This is a genomic window from Mycobacterium sp. 20KCMC460, from assembly GCF_022179425.1.
Taxonomy (GTDB): domain Bacteria; phylum Actinomycetota; class Actinomycetes; order Mycobacteriales; family Mycobacteriaceae; genus Mycobacterium; species Mycobacterium kiyosense.
The window spans coordinates 5146946-5168381 of the sequence record NZ_AP025524.1; the positions used below are offsets into that span (position 1 = coordinate 5146946).

Annotated in this window: 19 protein-coding genes and 1 pseudogene; 10 read left to right on the plus strand and 10 right to left on the minus strand. The window is 67.5% G+C overall.

The window, feature by feature from the left end:
• Positions 1–15 precede the first annotated feature (15 nt).
• The 4 genes from MKCMC460_RS23650 to MKCMC460_RS31440 all read left to right on the plus strand — a co-directional run bounded on the left by MKCMC460_RS23650 (position 16) and on the right by MKCMC460_RS31440 (position 5944).
• The gene (locus MKCMC460_RS23650) at positions 16–780 is read left to right on the plus strand and encodes a hypothetical protein (protein ID WP_236977475.1); all 765 of its coding nucleotides are present in this window, start codon (positions 16–18) and stop codon (positions 778–780) included.
• 127 nt (positions 781–907) lie between these two features.
• Complete coding sequence (locus tag MKCMC460_RS23655) at positions 908–4654, plus strand: multifunctional oxoglutarate decarboxylase/oxoglutarate dehydrogenase thiamine pyrophosphate-binding subunit/dihydrolipoyllysine-residue succinyltransferase subunit (protein ID WP_238304921.1); 3747 nt, start codon at positions 908–910, stop codon at positions 4652–4654.
• 285 nt (positions 4655–4939) lie between these two features.
• The gene (locus tag MKCMC460_RS23660) at positions 4940–5767 is read left to right on the plus strand and encodes an SDR family oxidoreductase (protein ID WP_236977476.1); all 828 of its coding nucleotides are present in this window, start codon (positions 4940–4942) and stop codon (positions 5765–5767) included.
• A gap of 54 nt (positions 5768–5821) precedes the next feature.
• A complete protein-coding gene (locus tag MKCMC460_RS31440; protein WP_255730890.1) occupies positions 5822–5944 on the plus strand; it encodes a hypothetical protein in 123 nt (40 codons plus the stop codon).
• Positions 5945–5948: 4 nt separating this feature from the next.
• Here MKCMC460_RS31440 and MKCMC460_RS23665 read toward each other — a convergent pair whose 3' ends face one another.
• The 3 genes from MKCMC460_RS23665 to MKCMC460_RS23675 are packed head-to-tail and all read right to left on the minus strand — an operon-like array spanning position 5949 to position 9059.
• Positions 5949–6848 (minus strand): glycine betaine ABC transporter substrate-binding protein, encoded by a 900-nt coding sequence (locus MKCMC460_RS23665; RefSeq protein ID WP_236977477.1) that lies wholly within the window; start codon positions 6846–6848, stop codon positions 5949–5951.
• 2 nt (positions 6849–6850) lie between these two features.
• The gene (locus tag MKCMC460_RS23670) at positions 6851–8026 is read right to left on the minus strand and encodes an NADP-dependent malic enzyme (RefSeq protein ID WP_236977478.1); all 1176 of its coding nucleotides are present in this window, start codon (positions 8024–8026) and stop codon (positions 6851–6853) included.
• A gap of 43 nt (positions 8027–8069) precedes the next feature.
• Positions 8070–9059, minus strand: coding sequence for a malate dehydrogenase (locus MKCMC460_RS23675; protein ID WP_236977479.1), 990 nt, complete (start codon positions 9057–9059; stop codon positions 8070–8072).
• 191 nt (positions 9060–9250) lie between these two features.
• On the opposite strand from MKCMC460_RS23675, the gene corA reads away from it, so the two are divergent.
• The gene (gene corA, locus MKCMC460_RS23680) at positions 9251–10351 is read left to right on the plus strand and encodes a magnesium/cobalt transporter CorA (RefSeq protein ID WP_236977480.1); all 1101 of its coding nucleotides are present in this window, start codon (positions 9251–9253) and stop codon (positions 10349–10351) included.
• A 44-nt stretch (positions 10352–10395) separates the two neighbouring features.
• On the opposite strand, the gene MKCMC460_RS23685 is transcribed toward corA, so the two are convergent.
• From MKCMC460_RS23685 to MKCMC460_RS23710, 7 genes and pseudogenes are all read right to left on the minus strand, one after another.
• Positions 10396–10965 (minus strand): suppressor of fused domain protein, encoded by a 570-nt coding sequence (locus MKCMC460_RS23685; RefSeq protein ID WP_238304922.1) that lies wholly within the window; start codon positions 10963–10965, stop codon positions 10396–10398.
• Positions 10962–12134, minus strand: a complete 1173-nt coding sequence (locus MKCMC460_RS23690) for an ABC transporter ATP-binding protein (RefSeq protein WP_236977481.1) — start codon at positions 12132–12134, stop codon at positions 10962–10964. The genes MKCMC460_RS23685 and MKCMC460_RS23690 overlap by 4 nt, the downstream gene beginning before the upstream one ends.
• Before the next feature lie 4 nt (positions 12135–12138).
• Positions 12139–12963 carry a carbohydrate ABC transporter permease gene (locus MKCMC460_RS23695; RefSeq protein WP_236984351.1) on the minus strand — a complete coding sequence of 275 codons (825 nt, stop codon included), beginning with the start codon at positions 12961–12963 and terminating at the stop codon, positions 12139–12141.
• A 4-nt stretch (positions 12964–12967) separates the two neighbouring features.
• Positions 12968–13870, minus strand: coding sequence for a carbohydrate ABC transporter permease (locus tag MKCMC460_RS23700; RefSeq protein ID WP_238304923.1), 903 nt, complete (start codon positions 13868–13870; stop codon positions 12968–12970).
• Between the two features lie 32 nt (positions 13871–13902).
• A pseudogene (locus MKCMC460_RS31905) lies at positions 13903–13976 on the minus strand (hypothetical protein); the annotation flags it as partial.
• A gap of 66 nt (positions 13977–14042) precedes the next feature.
• Complete coding sequence (locus MKCMC460_RS23705; RefSeq protein WP_236977483.1) at positions 14043–15440, minus strand: extracellular solute-binding protein; 1398 nt, start codon at positions 15438–15440, stop codon at positions 14043–14045.
• Positions 15441–15453: 13 nt separating this feature from the next.
• Entirely contained in the window at positions 15454–15981 is a 528-nt protein-coding gene (locus MKCMC460_RS23710) for a general stress protein (protein WP_236977484.1), read from the minus strand.
• Positions 15982–16147: 166 nt separating this feature from the next.
• Here MKCMC460_RS23710 and MKCMC460_RS23715 point away from each other — a divergent pair, with 166 nt between their 5' ends.
• The 5 genes from MKCMC460_RS23715 (at position 16148) to MKCMC460_RS23735 (ending at position 21421) form a co-directional block, all read left to right on the plus strand.
• On the plus strand, positions 16148–16699 hold the full coding sequence (locus tag MKCMC460_RS23715) for a DUF4190 domain-containing protein (protein WP_238304924.1): 552 nt from the start codon (positions 16148–16150) through the stop codon (positions 16697–16699).
• Between the two features lie 77 nt (positions 16700–16776).
• Positions 16777–18087, plus strand: coding sequence for a magnesium transporter MgtE N-terminal domain-containing protein (locus tag MKCMC460_RS23720; RefSeq protein WP_236977486.1), 1311 nt, complete (start codon positions 16777–16779; stop codon positions 18085–18087).
• A complete protein-coding gene (locus MKCMC460_RS23725) occupies positions 18084–18620 on the plus strand; it encodes a DUF1003 domain-containing protein (protein ID WP_238304925.1) in 537 nt (178 codons plus the stop codon). Before MKCMC460_RS23720 ends, MKCMC460_RS23725 begins: the two co-directional genes overlap by 4 nt.
• Before the next feature lie 130 nt (positions 18621–18750).
• Positions 18751–20217, plus strand: a complete 1467-nt coding sequence (locus MKCMC460_RS23730; protein WP_238304926.1) for a lytic transglycosylase domain-containing protein — start codon at positions 18751–18753, stop codon at positions 20215–20217.
• Positions 20218–20260: 43 nt separating this feature from the next.
• The gene (locus MKCMC460_RS23735; RefSeq protein WP_238304928.1) at positions 20261–21421 is read left to right on the plus strand and encodes an Mrp/NBP35 family ATP-binding protein; all 1161 of its coding nucleotides are present in this window, start codon (positions 20261–20263) and stop codon (positions 21419–21421) included.
• The last annotated feature ends 15 nt before the right edge of the window (positions 21422–21436 follow it).

Below are 21436 nucleotides of genomic sequence, written 5' to 3' on the forward strand. Positions count from 1 at the left end.
CCCGAGAGAGGCACCATGAGCTTTCGACGAAACAAATCGGCCCCGGACCAGCGAGCTGCCGGCGAGGGAGATACCGGAGGCCGGCCCAAGGCGTCAACCCGCGCCCTGGCACAGGTGCTCGAACGCAGCTCGCACATCCAGGGCCCGGCTGCCGATGCGTACGTGTCGCGGTTGCGTCGCACCTATCCCGGCGCCGACCCCGCCGAGATCGTCGGCAAGCTGGAAAAGCGGTTCCTGTCGGTGGTGACGGCCAGCGGCGCTGCGGTCGGAGCGACCGCGACATTCCCCGGTATCGGCACGCTGGCCGCGCTGTCGGCGGCCGCCGGAGAGACCGCGGTCTTCCTTGAGGCCACCGCCCTGTTCGTGCTGGCAGTGGCTTCGGTGTACGGCATCCCGCTCGACCATCGGGAACGGCGCCGGGCGCTGGTGCTGGCGGTGTTGGTCGGCGAGAACAGTAAGTCGGCGGTGGCCGACCTGATCGGCGGCGGCCGCACCAAAGGCGCCTGGGTCTCCGAAAGCGTGGCCTCGCTGCCCCTGCCGGCCATCTCGAAGCTGAACACACGGATGTTCAAGTACTTCGTCAAGCGGTTCGCGCTCAAGCGCGGGGCACTGATGTTCGGCAAGCTGATGCCGGTGGGCATCGGGGCGATCATCGGCGCGATCGGCAACCGGATGATCGGCAAGAAGTTGGTCCGCAATGCGCAATCCGCTTTCGGCCCAGCTCCGGCACGGTGGCCGGTCACCTTGCACCTACTGCCGCCGGTGCGGGATGCCGGCTGACGGGCGCCCCGGTCTCGCTGGCTAATCACGGCCGAAGCGATAGCCTTTACTGGGTCGGTCGGGACCTTCAACCCGCCAGGGTGACGCAGGACTCACGCGAGAAAAAGAATCGAGGCGAACAGCGGCCGTGGCCAACATAAGTTCACCATTCGGGCAAAACGAGTGGCTGGTCGAGGAGATGTACCGCAAGTTCCGCGACGACCCCTCGTCGGTGGACCCCAGCTGGCACGAGTTCCTGGTCGACTACAACCCCGAGTCGACGCACGACGCCGCTGCCGAGACCAAGCCGGCCCCGGCGGCCAAGCCCGCCGCGACCAAACCCCCGGTCCCCGCGGAAGCCAAGCCGGTACCCCCGGCCAAGCCTGCCGTGGAACCGGCCAAGAGCACCGCGGCCGCGGGCAACGGCGCGCCGACCAAGACGGAAACCACGGCGGCCGAGCCGGCCAAGTCGAAGGCGACCGGCCCCCAGCCCGGGGAGGGTGAGGACGTCCAGGTGCTGCGCGGCGCCGCCGCGGCGGTCGTCAAGAACATGTCGGCGTCGCTGGACGTACCGACGGCGACCAGCGTCCGGGCCATCCCCGCCAAGCTGCTGATCGACAACCGGATCGTCATCAACAACCAGCTCAAGCGGACCCGCGGCGGCAAGATCTCGTTCACCCACCTGCTGGGCTATGCGCTGGTTCAGGCGATCAAGCAGTTCCCGAACATGAACCGGCACTACGCCGAAATCGACGGCAAGCCCAATGCCGTCACCCCGGCGCACACCAATCTGGGGCTGGCGATCGACCTGCAGGGCAAGGACGGCAAGCGCGCCCTGGTGGTGGCCGGCATCAAGCGCTGCGAAGAACTGCGGTTCGCCGAGTTCGTGTCCGCCTACGAGGACATCGTGCGGCGTGCCCGCGACGGCAAACTGACCGCCGAAGACTTTGGCGGCGTGACGATTTCGCTGACCAATCCGGGGACCATCGGAACGGTGCACTCGGTGCCGCGGTTGATGGCCGGCCAGGGCGCGATCATCGGTGTGGGCGCGATGGAATACCCCGCGGAGTTCCAGGGCGCCAGCGCCGAGCGGATCGCCGAACTGGGTATCGGCAAGCTGATCACGCTGACCTCCACCTACGACCACCGCATCATCCAGGGCGCCGAGTCCGGCGACTTCCTGCGTGCGATTCACGAGATGCTGCTCTCGGATGCCTTCTGGGACGAGATCTTCCGCGAGTTGGGCATCCCGTATCTGCCGATTCGGTGGAGCACCGACAACCCGGACTCGATCGTCGACAAGAACGCACGGGTGATGGAATTGATTGCGGCATACCGTAATCGCGGTCATCTGATGGCCGACATCGACCCGCTGCGGCTGGACACCACCCGGTTTCGGAGCCACCCTGACCTGGAGATCCTCAATCACGGCCTGACGCTGTGGGACCTCGACCGGGTGTTCAAGGTCAGCGGCTTCGCCGGCGCCGAGTACAAGAAACTGCGCGACGTGCTCGGGTTGCTGCGCGACGCGTACTGCCGCCACATCGGCGTGGAGTACACCCACATCCTGGATCCCGAACAGCAACGCTGGCTGGAACAGCGGGTCGAGACCAAGCACGTCAAACCCACCGTGGCGCAACAGAAATACATCCTGAGCCGGCTCAACGCGGCCGAGGCGTTCGAGACGTTCTTGCAGACCAAATACGTTGGGCAGAAACGATTCTCGCTGGAAGGCGCCGAGAGCGTGATCCCGATGATGGACGCGGCGATCGACCAGTGCGCCGAGCACGGTCTGGACGAAGTGGTGATCGGCATGCCGCACCGCGGCCGGCTCAACGTGCTGGCAAACATCGTCGGCAAGCCGTATTCGCAGATCTTCACCGAGTTCGAGGGCAACCTGAACCCGTCGCAGGCGCACGGCTCCGGCGACGTCAAGTACCACCTCGGTGCCACCGGGGTGTACCTGCAGATGTTCGGCGACAACGACATTCAGGTGTCGCTGACCGCCAACCCGTCGCACCTGGAGGCCGTCGACCCGGTGCTGGAGGGCCTGGTGCGGGCCAAGCAGGACCTGCTGAACCACGGCTCGGAGGACACCGACACCGAGAAGGCGTTCTCGGTGGTGCCGATGATGCTGCACGGCGACGCGGCGTTCGCGGGCCAGGGCGTGGTCGCCGAGACGCTGAACCTGGCGCACCTACCCGGCTACCGGGTGGGCGGCACCATCCACATCATCGTCAACAACCAGATCGGCTTCACCACCGCGCCGGAATACTCGCGATCCAGTGAGTACTGCACCGACGTGGCGAAGATGATCGGTGCCCCGATCTTCCACGTCAACGGCGACGACCCCGAGGCGTGCGTGTGGGTGGCGCAGCTGGCGGTCGATTTCCGGCAGCGGTTCCACAAAGACGTCATCATCGACATGCTCTGCTACCGGCGCCGCGGCCACAACGAGGGCGACGACCCGTCGATGACCAACCCCTACATGTACGACGTCGTGGACAACAAGCGCGGCGTCCGCAAGAGCTACACCGAAGCCCTGATCGGCCGCGGCGACATCTCCCTCAAAGAGGCCGAGGACGCCCTGCGCGACTACCAGGGTCAGCTGGAGCGGGTCTTCAACGAGGTCCGCGAGCTGGAGAAACACGGCGCCCAACCCAGCGAGTCGGTGGAATCCCACCAGATGCTCCCGGCCGGCCTGGACACTTCGGTGGACAAGGCGCTGCTGGCCCGCATCGGCGACGCCTTCCTGGCCGTCCCGGAAGGTTTCACCACGCACCCGCGGGTGCAGCCGGTGCTGGACAAGCGCCGCGAAATGGCCTACGAGGGCAAGGTCGACTGGGCCTTCGGTGAACTGCTGGCGCTGGGTTCGCTGGTTTCGGAGGGCAAGCTGGTGCGGCTGTCCGGGCAGGACACCCGCCGCGGCACCTTCTCGCAGCGTCATTCGGTGATCATCGACCGCAACACCGGTGCGGAGTTCACCCCGCTGCAGCTGCTGGCCGTCAACAAAGACGGCACCCCCACCGGCGGCAAATTCCTGGTCTACGACTCGCCGCTGTCGGAGTACGCGGCGGTGGGCTTCGAGTACGGCTACACCGTCGGCAACCCGGACGCGGTGGTGCTGTGGGAGGCGCAGTTCGGCGACTTCGTCAACGGCGCGCAGTCGATCATCGACGAGTTCATCAGCTCCGGCGAAGCCAAATGGGGCCAGCTGTCGACCGTGGTGCTGCTGCTGCCGCACGGCCACGAAGGGCAGGGCCCCGACCACACGTCCGGCCGCATCGAACGCTTCCTGCAGCTGTGGGCGGAAGGCTCGATGACGATCGCGGTGCCGTCCACACCGGCGAACTACTTCCACCTGTTGCGTCGGCACGCGATGGACGGGGTGATGCGGCCGCTGATCGTGTTCACGCCGAAGTCGATGTTGCGCAACAAGGCCGCGGTCAGCGACCTTCGGGATTTCACCGAGATGACGTTCCGCTCGGTGCTGGAAGAGCCCACCTACGAAGAGGGCATTGGCGACCGCGGCAAGGTCACTCGGATTCTGCTGACCTGCGGCAAGCTCTACTACGAACTGGCCGCCCGCAAGGCCAAGGACAACCGCGACGACATCGCGATCGTCCGCATCGAACAGCTCGCGCCGCTGCCCCGGCGCCGGCTGGCCGAGACGCTGCACCGCTACGAGAACGCCAAGGAATTCTTCTGGGTGCAGGAGGAGCCAGCCAATCAGGGTGCGTGGCCGTCGCTGGGGCTGACGTTGCCCGAGGTGCTGCCCGATCTGCTGGCTGGGATCAAGCGGGTGTCGCGCCGCGCGATGTCGGCGCCGTCGTCGGGTTCGTCGAAGGTGCACGCGGTGGAGCAACAAGAGATCCTCGACTCCGCTTTCGCCTGACGACGATGCGCGCCGCGCAGCGGGGTGCGGAGGAGTCAGGCAGTCGGACCCCGCCTGACGACGATGCGCGCCGCGCAGCGGGGTGCGGAGGAGTCAGGCAATCAGGCCCCGCCTGACGACGATGCGCGCCGCGCAGCGGGGTGCGGCGTCCAAGGTTCACTCTGCGCCGAGGGCGCGAAAGTTCGAGTAGAGCCCACCGCCAGCGCAGAATGAACGCCCCTGCAGATCCCCGGACCGGCGGTACCGCTAGCCTCGAGCCCGGGCCAACACGAGGGGAGCACGCTCATGCAGGGATTCGCCGGAAAAGTAGCCGTGGTGACCGGCGCGGGTTCGGGCATCGGGCAGGCACTCGCCCTGGAGCTGGGCCGTTCGGGCGCCAGCGTGGCGATCTGCGACGTCGACGCCGAGGGGCTGGCCCAGACCGAGGAGCAGCTCAAGGCGATCGGGGTGCAGGTCAAGGCGGATCGCCTCGACGTCACCGAACGCGAACGCTTCCTGCTCTACGCCGACGAGGTCAAGGACCACTTCGGCAAGGTGAACCAGATCTACAACAACGCCGGCATCGGCCACACCGGTGACGTCGAGGTCGAGCAGTTCAAAGACATCGAGCGGGTCATGGACGTCGACTTCTGGGGGGTGGTGAACGGCACCAAAGCCTTTCTCCCCCATCTGATCGCCTCCGGCGACGGACACGTCGTCAACATCTCCAGCGTGTTCGGCTTGTTCTCGGTGCCGGGCTACTCCGCCTACAACTCGGCCAAGTTCGCGGTTCGCGGCTACACCGAGGCACTGCGCCAGGAGATGCGGCTGCACGGTCACCCGGTGGGCGTCACGACGGTGCACCCGGGCGGCATCAAGACTGCGATCGCTCGCAACGCCACCGTCGCCGAGGGGCTGGACCGTGACGAGCTGGCCCAGCTGTTCGACAAGCGGCTGGCCAACACCAGCCCGCAGCGGGCGGCCAAGATCATCCTGGCTGCGGTGCGCAAGAACAAAGCGCGCGTGCTGGTGGGTCCCGACGCAGTCGTGCTGGATCTGATGGTCCGGGTCGCCGGTCCCGGTTACCAGCGGATCGTGGAGTTGGTGACCGGCCGAATTCTGCCTAAGCCCTGACTCGGCGCTGCACCAGCCGTACTAGAAGCGGACTCAATGGGTATACGAACCGTCATGACATCCCCGCAACCAGGAACCGACCCCGTCGAAGAAGAAGTTCTCGCGCCGGCGACGCCCACCGCGCAAGGGCTGCCGCTGGGCGACGAGGACGAAGATCCCGACACCCTGGGCAAGTAACGCATCAGCGCCCCAGCGGATGCTCCCCCAGCCACGCATCCGCCACCACCTGCGGGTCGGCGCCGGTAGCCACCTTGCGGCGCATCTCGGCCAGGGCTTCGGTGTCCAGCACGCCGGCGATCTCGTTGATGGCCAGCAGTTGCCGGGTGCTCAGCACGTTGCGCCGGTAGAGCGGCACGACGTTCTCCGCCTGGATCAGTGCGGGTTTGTTGTCGGCCAGCGAGACCACGTCCGCTGGGATGGCCGGGTCAGCGGTGGTGGCCCAGGCCGCGGTCAGCTCACCTGATCGCAGGGCCGCGAACATCGTTGCGTCATCGGCGAATTCACGCGTGGCGGACAGCCGGCACGAACCCACATTGACCGGGGGCCGACGGCCGGCCACACTGCCGACCCGCAACTCGGCGCACCGGCCCGGCACCAGGCTCAGATCGTTGCCGCCCCACGCCGCGGCGGTGGAGCCGGTGACGATCAGCACGGGTTTGTCCTCGGCCGCGGTGGCGTAGTCGCCCGCCGCAATCCCTTCGGGCAGGGCCGCGTTCAGCGCGCGGTAGACGGGGCCGTCCGCGTTGGGCGAGTCGTCGGACCGATCCGCGGCACCCGGGTGGGCCGCCGGGCCGGGTTGTCCGGCGGCCCCGGGCTGCAGCGTCTGCAACACCCTGCCGGTGTAACCGGGGACGATGGTGAAAGCCCCCGCATCCAGCTTGGCCATCGGGTCCTCGGCGGTTTCGCTGTGCGCGGCAAAGCCATAGGACCTCAGCGCCGAAACATAAAGAGCAGCAAGAATTTTGGCGTCGCCGTCAGGTCGGGAGCCAACCACCAGGTCCCGATTCCCAGTGCTGCGCGAACACCCGGCCAGAGCGAGCACCAGGGCCAGCAGCAGCGCGGCCGGCCGACCGACGCTCACCCCTAGTCGGAGAAGTCGGCGGCCAGCGCCACCGCGGCGGCCACCGCATCCCCGACACGGCGGTCCAGCGGGCTCGGCACGATGCGGTCGAGCGCGAGGTCCTCGCTGGCCACCGCGTGAATCGCCGCGGCGGCGGCCACCATCATCTGCTGGGTGATGCGGCGCGCTCCGACGTCCAGGGCGCCGCGGAAAATGCCCGGGAAGGCCAGCACGTTGTTGATCTGGTTCGGGAAGTCGCTGCGCCCGGTGGCCACCACGGCCGCGTACTTGGCCGCGACATCGGGGTGGATCTCGGGGTCGGGATTGGACAGCGCGAACACGATCGCATCCGGTGCCATGGTGGCGATCAGCTGTTCGGGCACCAGTCCGCCGGACACGCCGAGAAAGACGTCGGCGCCGTCGAGCGCCTCGACGAGTCCGCCGGTGCGGCCGGCCGGGTTGGTGCGCCGGGCCAGCTCGTTTTTGACGCTGTTCATGTCGTCGCGGCCGCTGTGCACGATGCCCCGCGAATCGAGCACCGTGATATCCGAAACCCCCATGGCCAGAAGGAGATTCGTGCATGCGACACCCGCCGCGCCAGCCCCGGAGACCACCACCCGGACCGAGGACATGTCCCGGCCGAGCACCTTGGTGGCACCCATCAGTGCGGCGAGCGCGACGATCGCCGTGCCGTGCTGGTCGTCGTGCATCACCGGGCAGTCCAGCGCCTCGATGACGCGTCGCTCGATTTCGAAGCAGCGCGGCGCCGAGATGTCCTCGAGGTTGACCGCACCGAAGGTGGGCCGCAGCCGGATCAGCGTTTCGACGATCTCGTCGGGATCCTTGGTTTCCAGCACGATGGGGATCGCGTTGAGGCCGCCGAACTCCTTGAACAGCGCGCACTTGCCTTCCATCACCGGCAGCGACGCCGCAGCGCCGATGTCACCGAGCCCCAGCACCGCGCTGCCGTCGCTGACGACGGCGACCAGCCGGTTGGCCCAGGTGTACCGCGCGGCCAGGGTGCGGTCGGTGGCAATCGCGCGGCTGACCTGTGCCACGCCCGGGGTGTAGGCCAGCGACAGCGCGCGCTGGGTGTCGAGCGGCGAGGTCAGGCCCACCGAAAGCTTGCCGCCTTCGTGTGCCGCGAAGATCTCGTCGTCAGTGATGTCGACCCGGGGGCTTTCAAGCGTTTCCGACACGGCCCCAGGGTACTGACTACTGATTAGTAGACCTAATTCGCTTCTAGATCAGCTTCAGCTCTGTGACGGCGCTGCGCTCGTCGACGAGTTCGGCGGTGGTCTTGTCGATGCGGCTGCGGGAGAAGTCGTCGATCTCCAGCCCCTGCACGATGGACCAGTTGCCGTCTTTGGTGGTCACCGGGAACGACGACACGATTCCTTCCGGCACGCCGTAGGAGCCGTCTGAGTACACCGCCATCGACACCCAGTCGCCGTCCGGGCTGCCCAGCAGCCAGGACCGGGCGGCGTCGACGGTGGCCGACGCGGCAGAGGCGGCCGAGGAGGCACCGCGCGCGTCGATGATCGCCGCCCCGCGCTTGGCGACGGTCGGGATGAAGTCGTTCTCGATCCAGTCCTGGTCGTTGACCACCTCGGCAGCGTTCTTGCCGCCCACCTCGGCGTGGAAGATGTCGGGGTACTGAGTGGCCGAGTGGTTGCCCCAGATGGTCATCTTCTTGATGTCGGTGACCTTGGCGCCGGTCTTGCGGGCCAGCTGGCTGATCGCCCGGTTGTGGTCCAGGCGGGTCAGCGCGGAGAACCGCTCCTTGGGGATGTCGGGGGCGTTGCTCAGCGCGATCAGCGCGTTGGTGTTGGCCGGGTTGCCGGTCACGCCGATGCGGACGTCGTCGGCGGCCACCTCGTTGAGGGCCTTGCCCTGCGCGGTGAAGATCGCCCCGTTGGCCTCCAGCAGGTCACTGCGCTCCATGCCCGGGCCGCGGGGACGGGCGCCGACCAGCAGCGCCAGGTTCACGCCGTCGAAGATCTTGTTCGCGTCGGCGCCGATCTCCACCCCGGCCAGCAGCGGGAAGGCGCAGTCGTCGAGTTCCATCACCACGCCCTCGAGCGCCTTCAACGCGGGCTCGATCTCGAGCAGACGCAGCTCGATCGGGCGGTCCGGGCCCAGCAGCGAGCCACTGGCCAGGCGGAACAACAGGCTGTAGCCGATCTGGCCGGCGGCACCGGTGACGGCGACCTTGAGTGGACTTGCGCTCACGTCGGTTCTGCTCCTTTGACGGATTCTTTTAGGTGGATCCACGAGACGGGGTTCGGGGTCGAAACTAGCGCACCGGCGCAGCCGCCAATTCGCCTGGTCCGGCCCGCAGCCGAGAACGTCTCCTGTTGTTGCCGCAAGACGCGTACGATGAACCACCGCTCAGCAGGGCCGCACTGCGATCGGAGGTGGACGTGTTTCCTGGATTCGACGCTTTGCCCGAAGCACTGAGGCCGGTCGCGCGACAGCGCAACCAACACGTGCACCCGGTGCCCAATCCGCCGACCGAGACGCTCGTCGACTGCGCTGTCTACCTGGACGGCAATCGGCTGCCCGGCAAGTGGTCGCCCGCCGACGCCCTGGCCAAGGTGAAGGAGCTGCGCCTAATCGGCCAGAACGCCTTCGCGTGGGTGGGTCTGCACGAGCCGGACGAGCTACAGATGCAGGAGGTCGCCGACCTCTACGGCCTGCACCCGCTGGCCGTCGAGGACGCTGTGCACGCCCACCAGCGACCCAAGCTGGAGCGCTACGACGAGACCCTGTTCCTGGTGCTCAAGACGGTCAAATACGTACCGCACGAGTCGGTGGTGCTGGCCCGCGAGATCGTGGAAACCGGCGAGATCATGATCTTCGTCGGCGCCGATTTCGTGGTCACCGTCCGGCACGGCGAGCACGGCGGGCTGCACGACGTGCGCAAGCGGATGGACGCCAACCCCGAGCACCTGCGGCTGGGCCCATACGCGGTGATGCACGCGATCGCCGACTATGTGGTGGACCACTACCTCGAGGTCACGGAGTTGATGGAGGACGACGTCGACGCGATCGAGGTGGTGGCGTTCGCGCCCGGCCGCAAGATCGACGTCGAGCCGATCTACCTGCTCAAGCGCGAGGTCGTCGAGTTGCGCCGCTGCGTGGCCCCGTTGTCGGGCGCGTTCGGGCGCATGCAGACCGAGAACAAGGACCTGATCTCCAAGGAAGTGCGGCGCTACCTGCGCGACGTCGCCGATCACCAGACCGAGGCCGCCGAGCAGATCGCAGCGTACGACGACATGCTGAACTCACTGGTGCAGGCCGCGCTGGCCCGGGTCGGCATGCAGCAGAACATGGACATGCGCAAGATCTCGGCGTGGGCCGGCATCATCGCGGTGCCCACCATGGTCGCCGGGATCTATGGCATGAACTTCCACTTCATGCCGGAATTGGACGAGAAGTGGGGCTACCCCACGGTGGTCGGCGCCATGGTCCTCATCTGCGTATTCCTGTACTTCCAGTTCCGTAAGCAGGACTGGCTGTAGCGGCGCGAGTCTCCGACCGCCGGCCCGAGCCTGAAATCGGGCGGTCAACTGGGTTGTGCAGCAGGACGATTCGGGTCAAACACGTCGACTCCGTCGTTCTGCCAGGCCTGGCGCATGGCCTCGGCGCCCTTGAGCCGAACCCACGCCGCCTCGGTGGCCGTCAGAGGAGTCGCGGACAGAAACTGCACCGGGGCGCGCGGCGGATCCAGCGCCAGTTCGGCAATATCGCTGCGGCCCAACAACACCGCGGTGAACGGCGCCGCGGCCCACAACGGCGCGCCGAGATCGATCAGCGCGTCGGGCACCAGCACCATGCCTTCCACCGCAGGCGTGGCCGCCACGATCGCCAGGCTGCGCGCCAGCCCGGCGACCGGACCCGTATCCCGCAGCCGGCACACCACTTCGGCGCGCGGTCCGGATTCGTCGGTGACGATCTCGGTCGGGTCGGTCATCGGATGACGCGAGCAACCCAGGGTCACATAATGCGTCAACCCTTCGGAGCGAAAGCGCAGCACCTCGATAGGCTCGGCGCCCAGAAACGTCACGCTCGCCGAATCGGGCTCCGAACCGGCGAAATGGTCACGCAGCCAAGCACGTACCCGATCCAGCGTCATTGTTCGAGAGGTACTGTGAGGTTGACTCCGGAATCGGCGTCGAATACGGCGACCTTGGCGGTGTCGAACGCCAGCTCGACCTGCCCGCCGGCTGCGGCCTTCGACTCGGCGGAAACCCTTGCCACGAATTGGTTTTCGTTCACCTCCGACTCGGCCGCCACCTCGTCCAATAGCGCCGAGTGCACGTCGGGGCCGGCGGTGGTGAAGTAGACGTACTTGTCCGAGCCCAGCGACTCGACGAGGTCGACGTCGACCTGGAAGATCAGCGACCCGATCCGCTGGTAGCCGTCGATCAGCGCAGCATCGTGAATGTGCTCGGGACGCACCCCCACCAGCACACTCTCTGGTTTCGGGTGCTGCGCTATCACCTGCACAACCTCGGGCGCCAACGTCACCTCGCCGAAGGACAGGCTCAGGCCGAACGACGTCAACGTGGCCGGGAAGAAGTTCATCGCCGGAGAACCGATGAAACCGGCCACGAAGAGGTTCGCCGGCCGCTCGTAAAGCTCGGTGGGCGTGCCGATCTGCTGGGCGACTCCGGCATGCATGACCACCACCCGGTCGCCCAGCGTCATCGCCTCGGTCTGGTCGTGGGTGACGTAAACGGTGGTGGTGCCCAGCCGCTTCTGCAGCCGGGCGATCTCACCGCGCATCTGTACGCGCAGCTTCGCGTCCAGGTTGGACAGCGGCTCGTCCATCAAAAAAGCCTTGGGTTGACGCACGATTGCCCGACCCATCGCGACCCGCTGCCGCTGACCGCCGGACAATTGTGCGGGCCGGCGATCCAGCAGGTCGGTCAAGTCCAGGATTTTGGCGGTCTCCTCGACCTTGGCCGCGATGTCCGCCTTCTTCATCTTGGCCAGCGTCAGCGGGAAGGCGATGTTCTGCCGGACCGTCATGTGCGGATACAGCGCATAGGACTGGAAGACCATCGCGATGTCACGGTCCTTGGGATCCTTCTCGTTGACCCGCTCGCCGCCGATACGCAACTCGCCCGACGAGATATCCTCAAGTCCGGCAATCATATTCAGTGTGGTGGTCTTGCCGCAGCCGGATGGTCCGACCAGGATCAGGAATTCACCGTCGGCAATGGTGACGCTCAGGTCCCGCACCGCGGTGTGGCCGTCCGGGTAACTCTTGTGGAGGTGTTCGAGCACAATCTCGGCCATCGGGCTATCCCTTCACGGCGCCGGAGGTCAAGCCGGCGACGATGCGTCGCTGGAAGATCAGGACAAAGACAATGATCGGGACGGTGATCACGATCGCACCCGCCGCGATCGATCCGGTCGGCTCCTCGAACTGCGAGCTGCCGGTGAAGTTGGCGATCGCCACCGGTGCGGTGATGGCCGCCTTGGTGGCGGTCAGGGAAAGGGCCAACAGCAAGTCGTTCCAGGCGAAAATGAACACCAGAATGGCCGCCGTCACCAGCCCCGGCGCGGCGAGGGGGGCGATCACCTTGAGCAGGACCTGAGCCGGGGTGGCGCCATCCATCTTGGCCGCCTTCTCCAAATCCCATGGAATTTCCCGGAAGAACGCCGACAGAGTGTAGATGGCCAGCGGCAGCGCGAAGGTGATGTAGGGCAGAATCAAGCCCGGCCAGGTGTCGAACAGCCCCACCGCGCGCTCTATGTCGAACAGCGGCGTCACCAGCGAGATCGCCGGGAACATGGTGATCAGCAACGTCATCCCGACAAGCAGCCGCTTGCCCGGGAAATCCAGTCGCGCAATCGCATACGCTGCCATCGCACCCAGCACCACGGCGATCACGGTGGTGATCAACCCGATTCCGATCGAGTTGATCAGCGCCGAGCTGAAGAAGTCGCCCCGGAAGATGCCGCGATAGTTTTCCAGCGTCATCGACGACGGGAACAGCTTGCCGTCCTTGGCATTCGACGACGGTTTGAGCGACAGGCTGAAAATCCACAGCACCGGAAGCAGCGCGTACACCAGCACCATCGCGTCGACAACGACCCAGAATGCGGCGCGCCTCGGCGTCAACGTTTCACCGCGCATCGACGTCGCTCCCGGGAGCCGAGGCCCCGAACACCTTGACGAACACCAGCGCGATAAGTCCCACACACATGAAGATCAACACGCTGATCGCCGACCCCAACCCGAGGTTGAAACCCTTGAACAGGTTGTCGTAACCCAGAATCGACACCGACCCGGTGTTGTTGGCGCCGGCGGTCAGCACGTAGATGTTGTCGAAGATGCGAAAGGCGTCCAGCGTCCGGAACAGCAGGGCAACCAGCACGGCCGGCTTCATGATCGGCAGGACGACCTTCGTCAGCCGCCGCCACGCGCCGGCGCCGTCAACCTGCGCCGCCTTCACCAGATCCTCGGGCACCAGCGCCAACCCGGCCAGCAACAGCAAGGCCATGAACGGCGTCGTCTTCCACACCTCGGCGAGCACCACCACGCCCAGCGACGGAATCTGTTGCGTCAGTGGCGCACTGCCGTCCGGTAGCAGGTTAGCCAGATAACCGGTGCCCGGTGTCCACGCGTAATACCAACTGTAGGAGGCGACTACGGTGACGATGCCGTACGGGATCAGCACCGCGGTGCGCACCAGCGCGCTGCCGAGCAGGGTGCGGTGCATCACCAGGGCGAGTGACAATCCGACGACGAACTCGATGGTCACCGACACCACGGTGATCCCCGAGGTCACGGCCAGGGCATTCCACCAGTACCGGTCGGTGAGGATGGTGTGGTAGTTGTCCAGCCCCACGAACGCAGCGTCGTTGGGGGTGGCCAGGCTGTTGCGCTGCAGGCTCAGCCAGATCGCGTAGCCGATCGGGTAGGCCGTCACCGCCAGCATCAACGTCACCGCCGGGGCGACCAAGATTAAGGCCAACCGCCGCTCGGCCTTCACGGCGCCGCTCCTCCTCATCGCTGCGCTCTGCATCGTCGCCGGCGCACCACCATGGCGCCGCTCCTCCTCATCGCTGCGCTCTGCATCGTCGCCGGCGCACCACCATGGCGCCGCTCCTCCTCATCGCTGCGCTCTGCATCGTCGCCGGCGCACCACCATGGCGCCGCTCCTCCTCATCGCTGCGCTCTGCATCGTCGCCGGCGCGTCACGGCAGCAATCCCTTGCCCTCGATCGCCTTGCGCACCTGAACGCTCAGCTCATCCGCCGTGCGCTCCGGGTCGATTGCCGTGATGGGGCTCAGCGCCGCCGCCAACCGCAGCGACACCGCCTGGTAGACCGGTGTCGCCGGCCGCACCGCAGCGTCGGTGAGCTGCTGGCGGATGATGCCGTACATCGGGTACTTCGCCTGGAACTGCGGGTCGGAGTACAACGAGGTCCGCACCGCGGGCAGGCCCCCGTCAATCGACACGAACCTCTGGTTACCGATATCCCGCAGGCACCGGACGGCCTCGAACGCCTCGGCGCGATGGCGGGTGCTCGCAGCCACCGCCAGGTTCAGCCCACCGATCGTCACCTTGGCCGGACGCCCGGCCACGCCGGGGTACCGCGCGAAGTCGAACACCTTCTGGCTGGCCGCATACGCGAGGGCGAACTGCTCGTCGGTCGGCGCGAACGTGCCGAATTTGTCGATGCTGCCGGCCAATTCGGGCATTTTGTTCAGCGGCAGAAACGCTACCGCGCCCTTGACGGCGTTACCGAGCATGGACGGCAGCACGTGCGGCCAGTTGACTTCGAGCGCGGCCTTGCCCTGCTCGACCGCCAGCCGCGCGGTGCCCTCGTCGCTTCGGGTGATCGACGGGTCGGCTCCCGGCGCGGTGGCCACGGCCCGCAGGACCCGCAGCGCGGTCACGGTGGCGGCACGGTGCTCTGGGGTATCGGTCAGGGTGACCCGTTTGCCGTCTTCGGACAGCACCTCTCCGCCCGCACTGACCAGCAATGTGTTGAACCACACCACCAGCCCTTCGGCCTCGTTGGCCTGCACCGCGATCCAGCTGGGCTGCCCGGCCGCTGCCAGTCGTGCCGCTTCGGCCACCATGGCGGACCAGTCCCGCGGCGGTTGTGGAACCAAATCTGCTCGGTACCAAAGCAGTTGAGTGTTCGTAGTGAGCGGTGCGGCATACAACCGGTGGTTCCAGGTAGCCGTTTTCAACGGGCCCGGCAGGGTGTCGACGGCAGCGTCGGACTCGGTCAATCCGGACGGATCCTCCGACAACGGCAGCGCCCACCCCGCCTCGGCGAACTCCGCGGTCCACACCACGTCCAGCGCCATCACGTCCAGCGTGCGATCGTTACCGGTCAGCCGCCGGGCCAGCTGCAGTCGCTGCTGATCGGGCGAGCGGGCCAAGCTGATCTGGGCGACGCGGTAGCGACCATCGGCCGCGGCCGTGCAGCGCGCGGCCACCGCGGCGAACGTCGCGCCGTCGGTCGCGGGCGTATAGAAGGTGATCACCAGCCCGGAGCGGCCCGAGCCGCAGCCGCACATCGCCCCGGCGATCAACAGCGCCGAAATCAGCGCGGTCAGCCTTCGCTGCGTTCGCCGCAAGCGTCCGCCCTTGTCAGATCGCCAGCCGGGCCAGCAGGTCGCGCGCCTTCTCCGCGTTCTGTGGATCGCAGAGGACGTCGTAGCGCCCGGCCACCAGTTGCATGGTGGAGCTGAAGTCCCGGGTTCCGCGGGCCATCGCGTAGGGCACCGCCGAAGTGATCAGCCCGAAGAAAATGCCGGCGACCAGGCCGGTGACCAGCGCACCCCACGGGTTCGGGCTGAAGAAGCCGAGCACCAGCCCGATGAACAAACCCAGCCATGCGCCACTGAGCACGCCGCCCCCGAGCACCTTGCCCCAGGTCAGCCGACCGGTGACGCGTTCCACCTGCATCAGGTCGACACCGACAATGGTGACCTGCTGGACCGGAAACTCCTGGTCGGAGAGGTAGTCGACGGCGCGTTGCGCCTCGGCGTAGGTCGGGTAGGAGCCGACCGGCCAGCCTTTGGGCGGTGTCGGCAAGGCGGGGACATTGCGCCGGCCCGCGGCGGCCCCACCGCCCGCGGTCGGGCCGGGCTGTCCGGGCTGGAACGGGCTAGTCATTAGTGCTTATTCTCCTCTGGCCCTCTTGCTGCACAAGCCATCGTTTCACGTCCCGGACCCCCGCACTATCCTGGGCAACCCGCAAACCACCGGGCTGCGCGCATATCACCAGGCCAGCCGCCCTGGCAAGGGTGCCGGTAGCGCAGTTATGGGTTAGGTTGTCGGCATGACAGATCCTCGCGACGAGGGTTCTTGGCAACCTCCGATCGGTGACCAACCGACCTGGGCCGCGCCGGGGTCGTCCCCGCCACCGCCGCCGCCACCCAGCTACCCACCCCCTTACCAGCCCGGCCCGCAGCCCTATCCGTCCGAATACCCCGCGACTCCGCAGCCCAGCTACCCGCCACCGCCCGGCCAGCAGCCCTTCGGGGCGCCGCAGTATCCGCCGCCTCCACCGGTTCCGGCCTACCCGGGCGCCGGCTACCCGTACACGGGCGCGCCGGGCAGCCCGTACTACGGGTCACAGAACAGCACCAACAGCCTGGCCGTCGCGTCGCTCGTCACCTCGGTCGTCGGCATCCCGCTGTGGTTCCTCTGCTATACCGGCACGTTGCTCTCGATCGCGGGAATCGTGCTGGGCATCGTCGCGCTCAACCAGATCAAGCAGACCCAACAGCCGGGCCGCGGCATGGCCATTGCCGGCATCTCGGTCGGTGGCGGAACGATCGCGCTGGTCGGCATCTTGACGATCGTCTTGGTGGCCGTGTCCAACCATTGACCCGGAGTCCGCCCCCGGCAAGGGTTTCGGCGGACTCGGCAGGCGTGCGGGACGGCGAGGCTCCTACGCTTTCCCGTATGGCATCGGTCAACAGGGTGTACGTCGCGCGACTGCCGCGAATGATGGTGCTGGGCCCCATGGGCGAGTCGTTCGGGCGCGTCCGCGACGTGGTGATCAGCATCAGCATCGTGCGTCAACAACCCCGAGTGCTGGGCCTGGTCATCGACCTGGCTACCCGGCGCAGCATCTTCATCCCGATCCTGCGGGTGGCCGCGATCGAACCCGATGCGGTGACGCTGCGCACCGGAAACGTGTCGTTGCGGCACTTCGAACAACGCCCCGGCGAAGTGCTGGCCATGGGCCAGGTGCTGGACACCCCGGTTCGGGTCAACGATCCCGACCTGCCCGAACTGGCCGGCGTCGACGTCGTCGTCACCGATTTGGGCATCGAACAGACCCGGACCCGGGACTGGGTGGTGAGCCGGGTCGCCGTCCGTACCCACCGCCGGTTGCGCCGCCGCGGCCCGGTGCACGTCGTGGAATGGCAGAACGTGCACGGCCTGACGCCGTCGGCGCTGGCGATGCCGGGCCAGGGGGTGGCGCAGCTGCTGGACCAGTTCGAGGGCCGAAAGGCCGTCGACGTGGCCGACACCATCCGCGGCTTGCCGTCCAAGCGCCGCTACGAGGTGTTCAAGGCCCTCAGCGACGAACGGTTGGCCGACATCCTGCAAGAGCTCCCCGAACTCGACCAGGCCGAGGTGTTGTCCCAACTGGGCACCGAACGGGCCGCCGACGTGCTGGAGGAGATGGATCCCGACGACGCCGCCGACCTGCTGGGCGTGCTGAATCCGACCGAAGCCGAAGTGCTGCTGACCCGGATGGATCCCGACGACTCCGACCCGGTGCGACGGCTGCTGAAGCACTCGCCGGACACCGCGGGCGGGCTGATGACCTCCGATCCGGTGGTGCTCACGCCGGACACCTCGGTCGCCGAGGCCCTGGCCCGGCTGCGCGATCCCGACCTGACGCCGGCGCTGAGCTCGATGGTGTTTGTGGCGCGTCCGCCGACGGCCACCCCGACCGGGCACTATCTGGGCTGTGTGCACCTGCAACGGCTGTTGCGCGACGCGCCGAGCGAGCTGGTCGGCGGAATCGTCGATTCCGACCTGCTCACCCTCACCCCGGAGACCCCGTTGGGTTTGGTGACCCGGTATTTTGCCGCCTACAACCTGGTGTGCGGACCGGTCGTCGACGATCAGAACCATCTTTTGGGCGCGGTAACGGTAGACGATCTGCTCGACCACCTGCTCCCGCATGACTGGCGGGTGGATGTGCCGCAGCTTGACCCTGCCGGCCGGCCGGCACGACCCGGAGGATCATCGCTTTGAGCAAGTCTCCAACGTCTCGGCGCCTGTACACGCCGCGGACGTCGCGCAACATCTCGGTGCGGCTGGATCCGGAGACGGTAGGTCAGTTCACCGAGTCGATCGCAAGGTTTTTCGGCACCGGCCGTTACCTGCTGCTGCAGACGATCGTGGTGCTGGTGTGGATAGCGCTCAATCTGGTGGCGGTGCGCTGGCGTTGGGACCCTTACCCGTTCATCCTGCTCAACCTGGCCTTTTCCACCCAGGCTGCCTACGCCGCGCCGCTGATCCTGTTGGCCCAGAACCGTCAGGAGAACCGCGACCGGGTCGCCCTGGAAGACGACCGGCGCCGTGCCGCCCAGACCAAGGCCGACACCGAGTACCTGGCTCGCGAACTTGCCGCGCTGCGACTGGCCATCGGCGAAGTCACCACGCGCGACTACCTGCGTCACGAATTGGAGGGCCTGCTCGCCGATCTGAGAGCGATGACGCAGGGCGGCGGCCCGGTGCTGGTACCCGACAGCTCCCCAGAACGGCGTACTAAGAAATCGAACTGATTACCCAAATGGGGCATTGCGCAACTCGTGTAACAAGAGTTATGTATGGTGATCTAGTTCACGAAGCTAACAAGACGCTAACAATACGGTCAGTTTCCCGGCGGCTCACATAATTCGAGGACGGTTCGAGGTGCACATTGGGGGACGCTGGGGTGTTGGCCCGGCCGTCGCGAAGGTGCGGCAGGGTGCACTTCGCGTAACGCGAGCGCCGGTTTTCGGCGTCTTCATGATCTCCCCGTTGATCTTCGCCGGCGCGGTCAGCGGCGCGGCACCCACGTTGCACGCGAAGATGCCGAGCCGTACCGCCATTGCCCCGGTCGCCGCGGTGGGCCCGGCCCCGCACGTCGACCTGTCCGGACCCACCGTCATCTCGGTGCGGCGGGTGCCCAGCAGCTTCCACGTCGCAGCCGCCACCAGTTCCGCCCCGCCTCCGCCGACTGTCGTGAATTCGCCTGGGGCCCTTGGTATTCCGATCATGGCGTTGTCGGCCTACCGTAATGCCGAGCAGAAGATGGCCGTCGCGCAGCCGGGCTGCGGAGTCAGCTGGAACCTGCTCGCCGGCATCGGCCGCATCGAATCCGGTCACGCCGGCGGCGGCGCCGTCGACGCCCGCGGCACCGCGGTCAACCCCATCTACGGCCCCGCGCTGGACGGCACGCTGCCCGGCAACGAGGTGATCGTCCAGGGCAGCCAGGGCAATCGGGTGACCTACGCCCGCGCCATGGGGCCGATGCAGTTCCTGCCCGGCACCTGGGCGCGCTACGCGGTCGACGGCGACGGCGACGGCATCCCCGACCCGCAGAACCTGTTCGACTCCACGCTGGCTGCCGCGCGCTACCTGTGCAGCGGCGGGCTCAACCTGCGCGACCCGTCGCAGGTGATGGCCGCCATCCTGCGCTACAACAACTCGATGTCCTACGCCCAGAACGTGCTGGGATGGGCCGCGGCGTATGCAACCGGTGTGGTCCCGGTCGATCTGCCGCCGATCACCGGGCCGCCGCCGCCGATCGGCGACGCGCACCTCGAGCACACCGAGGGTCTCGGGCCGAACCTGCCGCTCAACGTCACCGGTCTAGGCGTCACCGACCCGCTGGGACAGCACATGCCGCTGATCGACTTCGGGCCGCCGCAGCTCATCGCCCAGTACCCCGCCTTCGGGTCACCGGACTTCCCGCAATCACCGGCATGGCCCTGGCTGCCACCGACTCAGCAGCAGACGACGATCCCGTCGAACACCCCGGGCTGCACGCTGATCTGCATCAGCTCGCAGAATCCCGACGCGGTTGCGCCGGGGTCGCTCCAGCCCGGGCTGCCGCAGCCCGCGGCGCCGCCCGTCCCCAACGGGGGCATCGTGATCGCGCCGGCGCCCGCTCCTGTCGCGCCGGCGCCGCTGGACCCGTTCGCTCCCCCGGCGCCGCCCGCGCCGGTGGCTCCTGCTCCGGCGGCCCCGGCTCAGCCGGCCCACCCGGCCGCGCCGACGGGCCCGGCCAACCCGGCCCCGAAGCCGCCGACCGGCGCGACGGCACCCAAGCCGGCGGGACCCGCTCAGCCGATCCCGCCCGCCCCCGGTGAGCCGGCGCTGGCCCCGGTCAGCTGACCGTCCGGTAGCCCGCACGCAATGCCGCCTAGACTCGGCGGTGATGTCTGCAACCCACGATGACGCCGCCGGTCTGACCACAGCGATCCGCACCGCATTGGCCAAGGTGATCGATCCTGAGCTGCGGCGACCCATCACCGAGCTCGGGATGGTCAAGAGCATCGACATCGGCGCCGGGGGCAACGTGCACGTCGGGATCTACCTGACCACTGCGGGCTGCCCGAAGAAGTCCGAGATCACCGAGCAGGTAACGCGGGCGGTCACCGACGTTCCCGGCACCGGGAAAGTCACCGTCAGCCTGGACGTGATGAGCGACGAGCAGCGCACTGAGCTGCGCAAACTGCTCCGCGGCCCCAATTCTGGAGCGGCCGAACCCGTCATCCCGTTCGCCCAACCCAGCTCACTGACCCGGGTGTACGCCGTCGCATCCGGTAAGGGCGGTGTCGGAAAGTCCACGGTCACAGTGAATCTGGCCGCCGCCATGGCCGCCCGCGGACTGTCGGTCGGAGTGCTCGATGCCGACATCCACGGTCACTCCATTCCGCGCATGATGGGCAGCACCGACCGGCCCACGCAGGTGGAGTCGATGATTCTGCCGCCGATCGCCCACGAGGTGAAGGTCATCTCGATCGCCCAGTTCACCCAGGACAACACCCCGGTGGTGTGGCGCGGGCCGATGCTGCACCGGGCGCTGCAGCAGTTCCTGGCCGACGTGTACTGGGGCGACCTGGACGTGTTGCTGCTCGACCTGCCGCCGGGCACCGGCGACGTCGCCATCTCGCTGGCCCAGCTGCTGCCCAACGCCGAGATCCTGGTGGTCACCACACCGCAGCTGGCCGCGGCCGAGGTGGCCGAGCGGGCCGGCAGCATCGCGATCCAGACCCGGCAGCGCATCGTCGGCGTGGTGGAGAACATGTCGGGGTTGACGCTGCCGGACGGCTCCACGCTGCAGGTGTTCGGCGAAGGCGGCGGCCGTCAGGTCGCCGAACGGCTGTCGCGCGCGGTCGGCGCCGACGTGCCGCTGCTTGGTCAGATACCGCTGGATCCGGCCCTGGTGGCCGCGGGCGACGCGGGTGTGCCGGTAGTGCTCAGCGCGCCCGACTCGGCGGTCGGCAAGGAGCTCGGCCGCATCGCCGACACCCTGTCGTCGCGGCGGCGCGGCCTGGCAGGCATGTCACTCGGGCTGGATCCGACCCGGCGATAGCCGCCGGTGCAATCC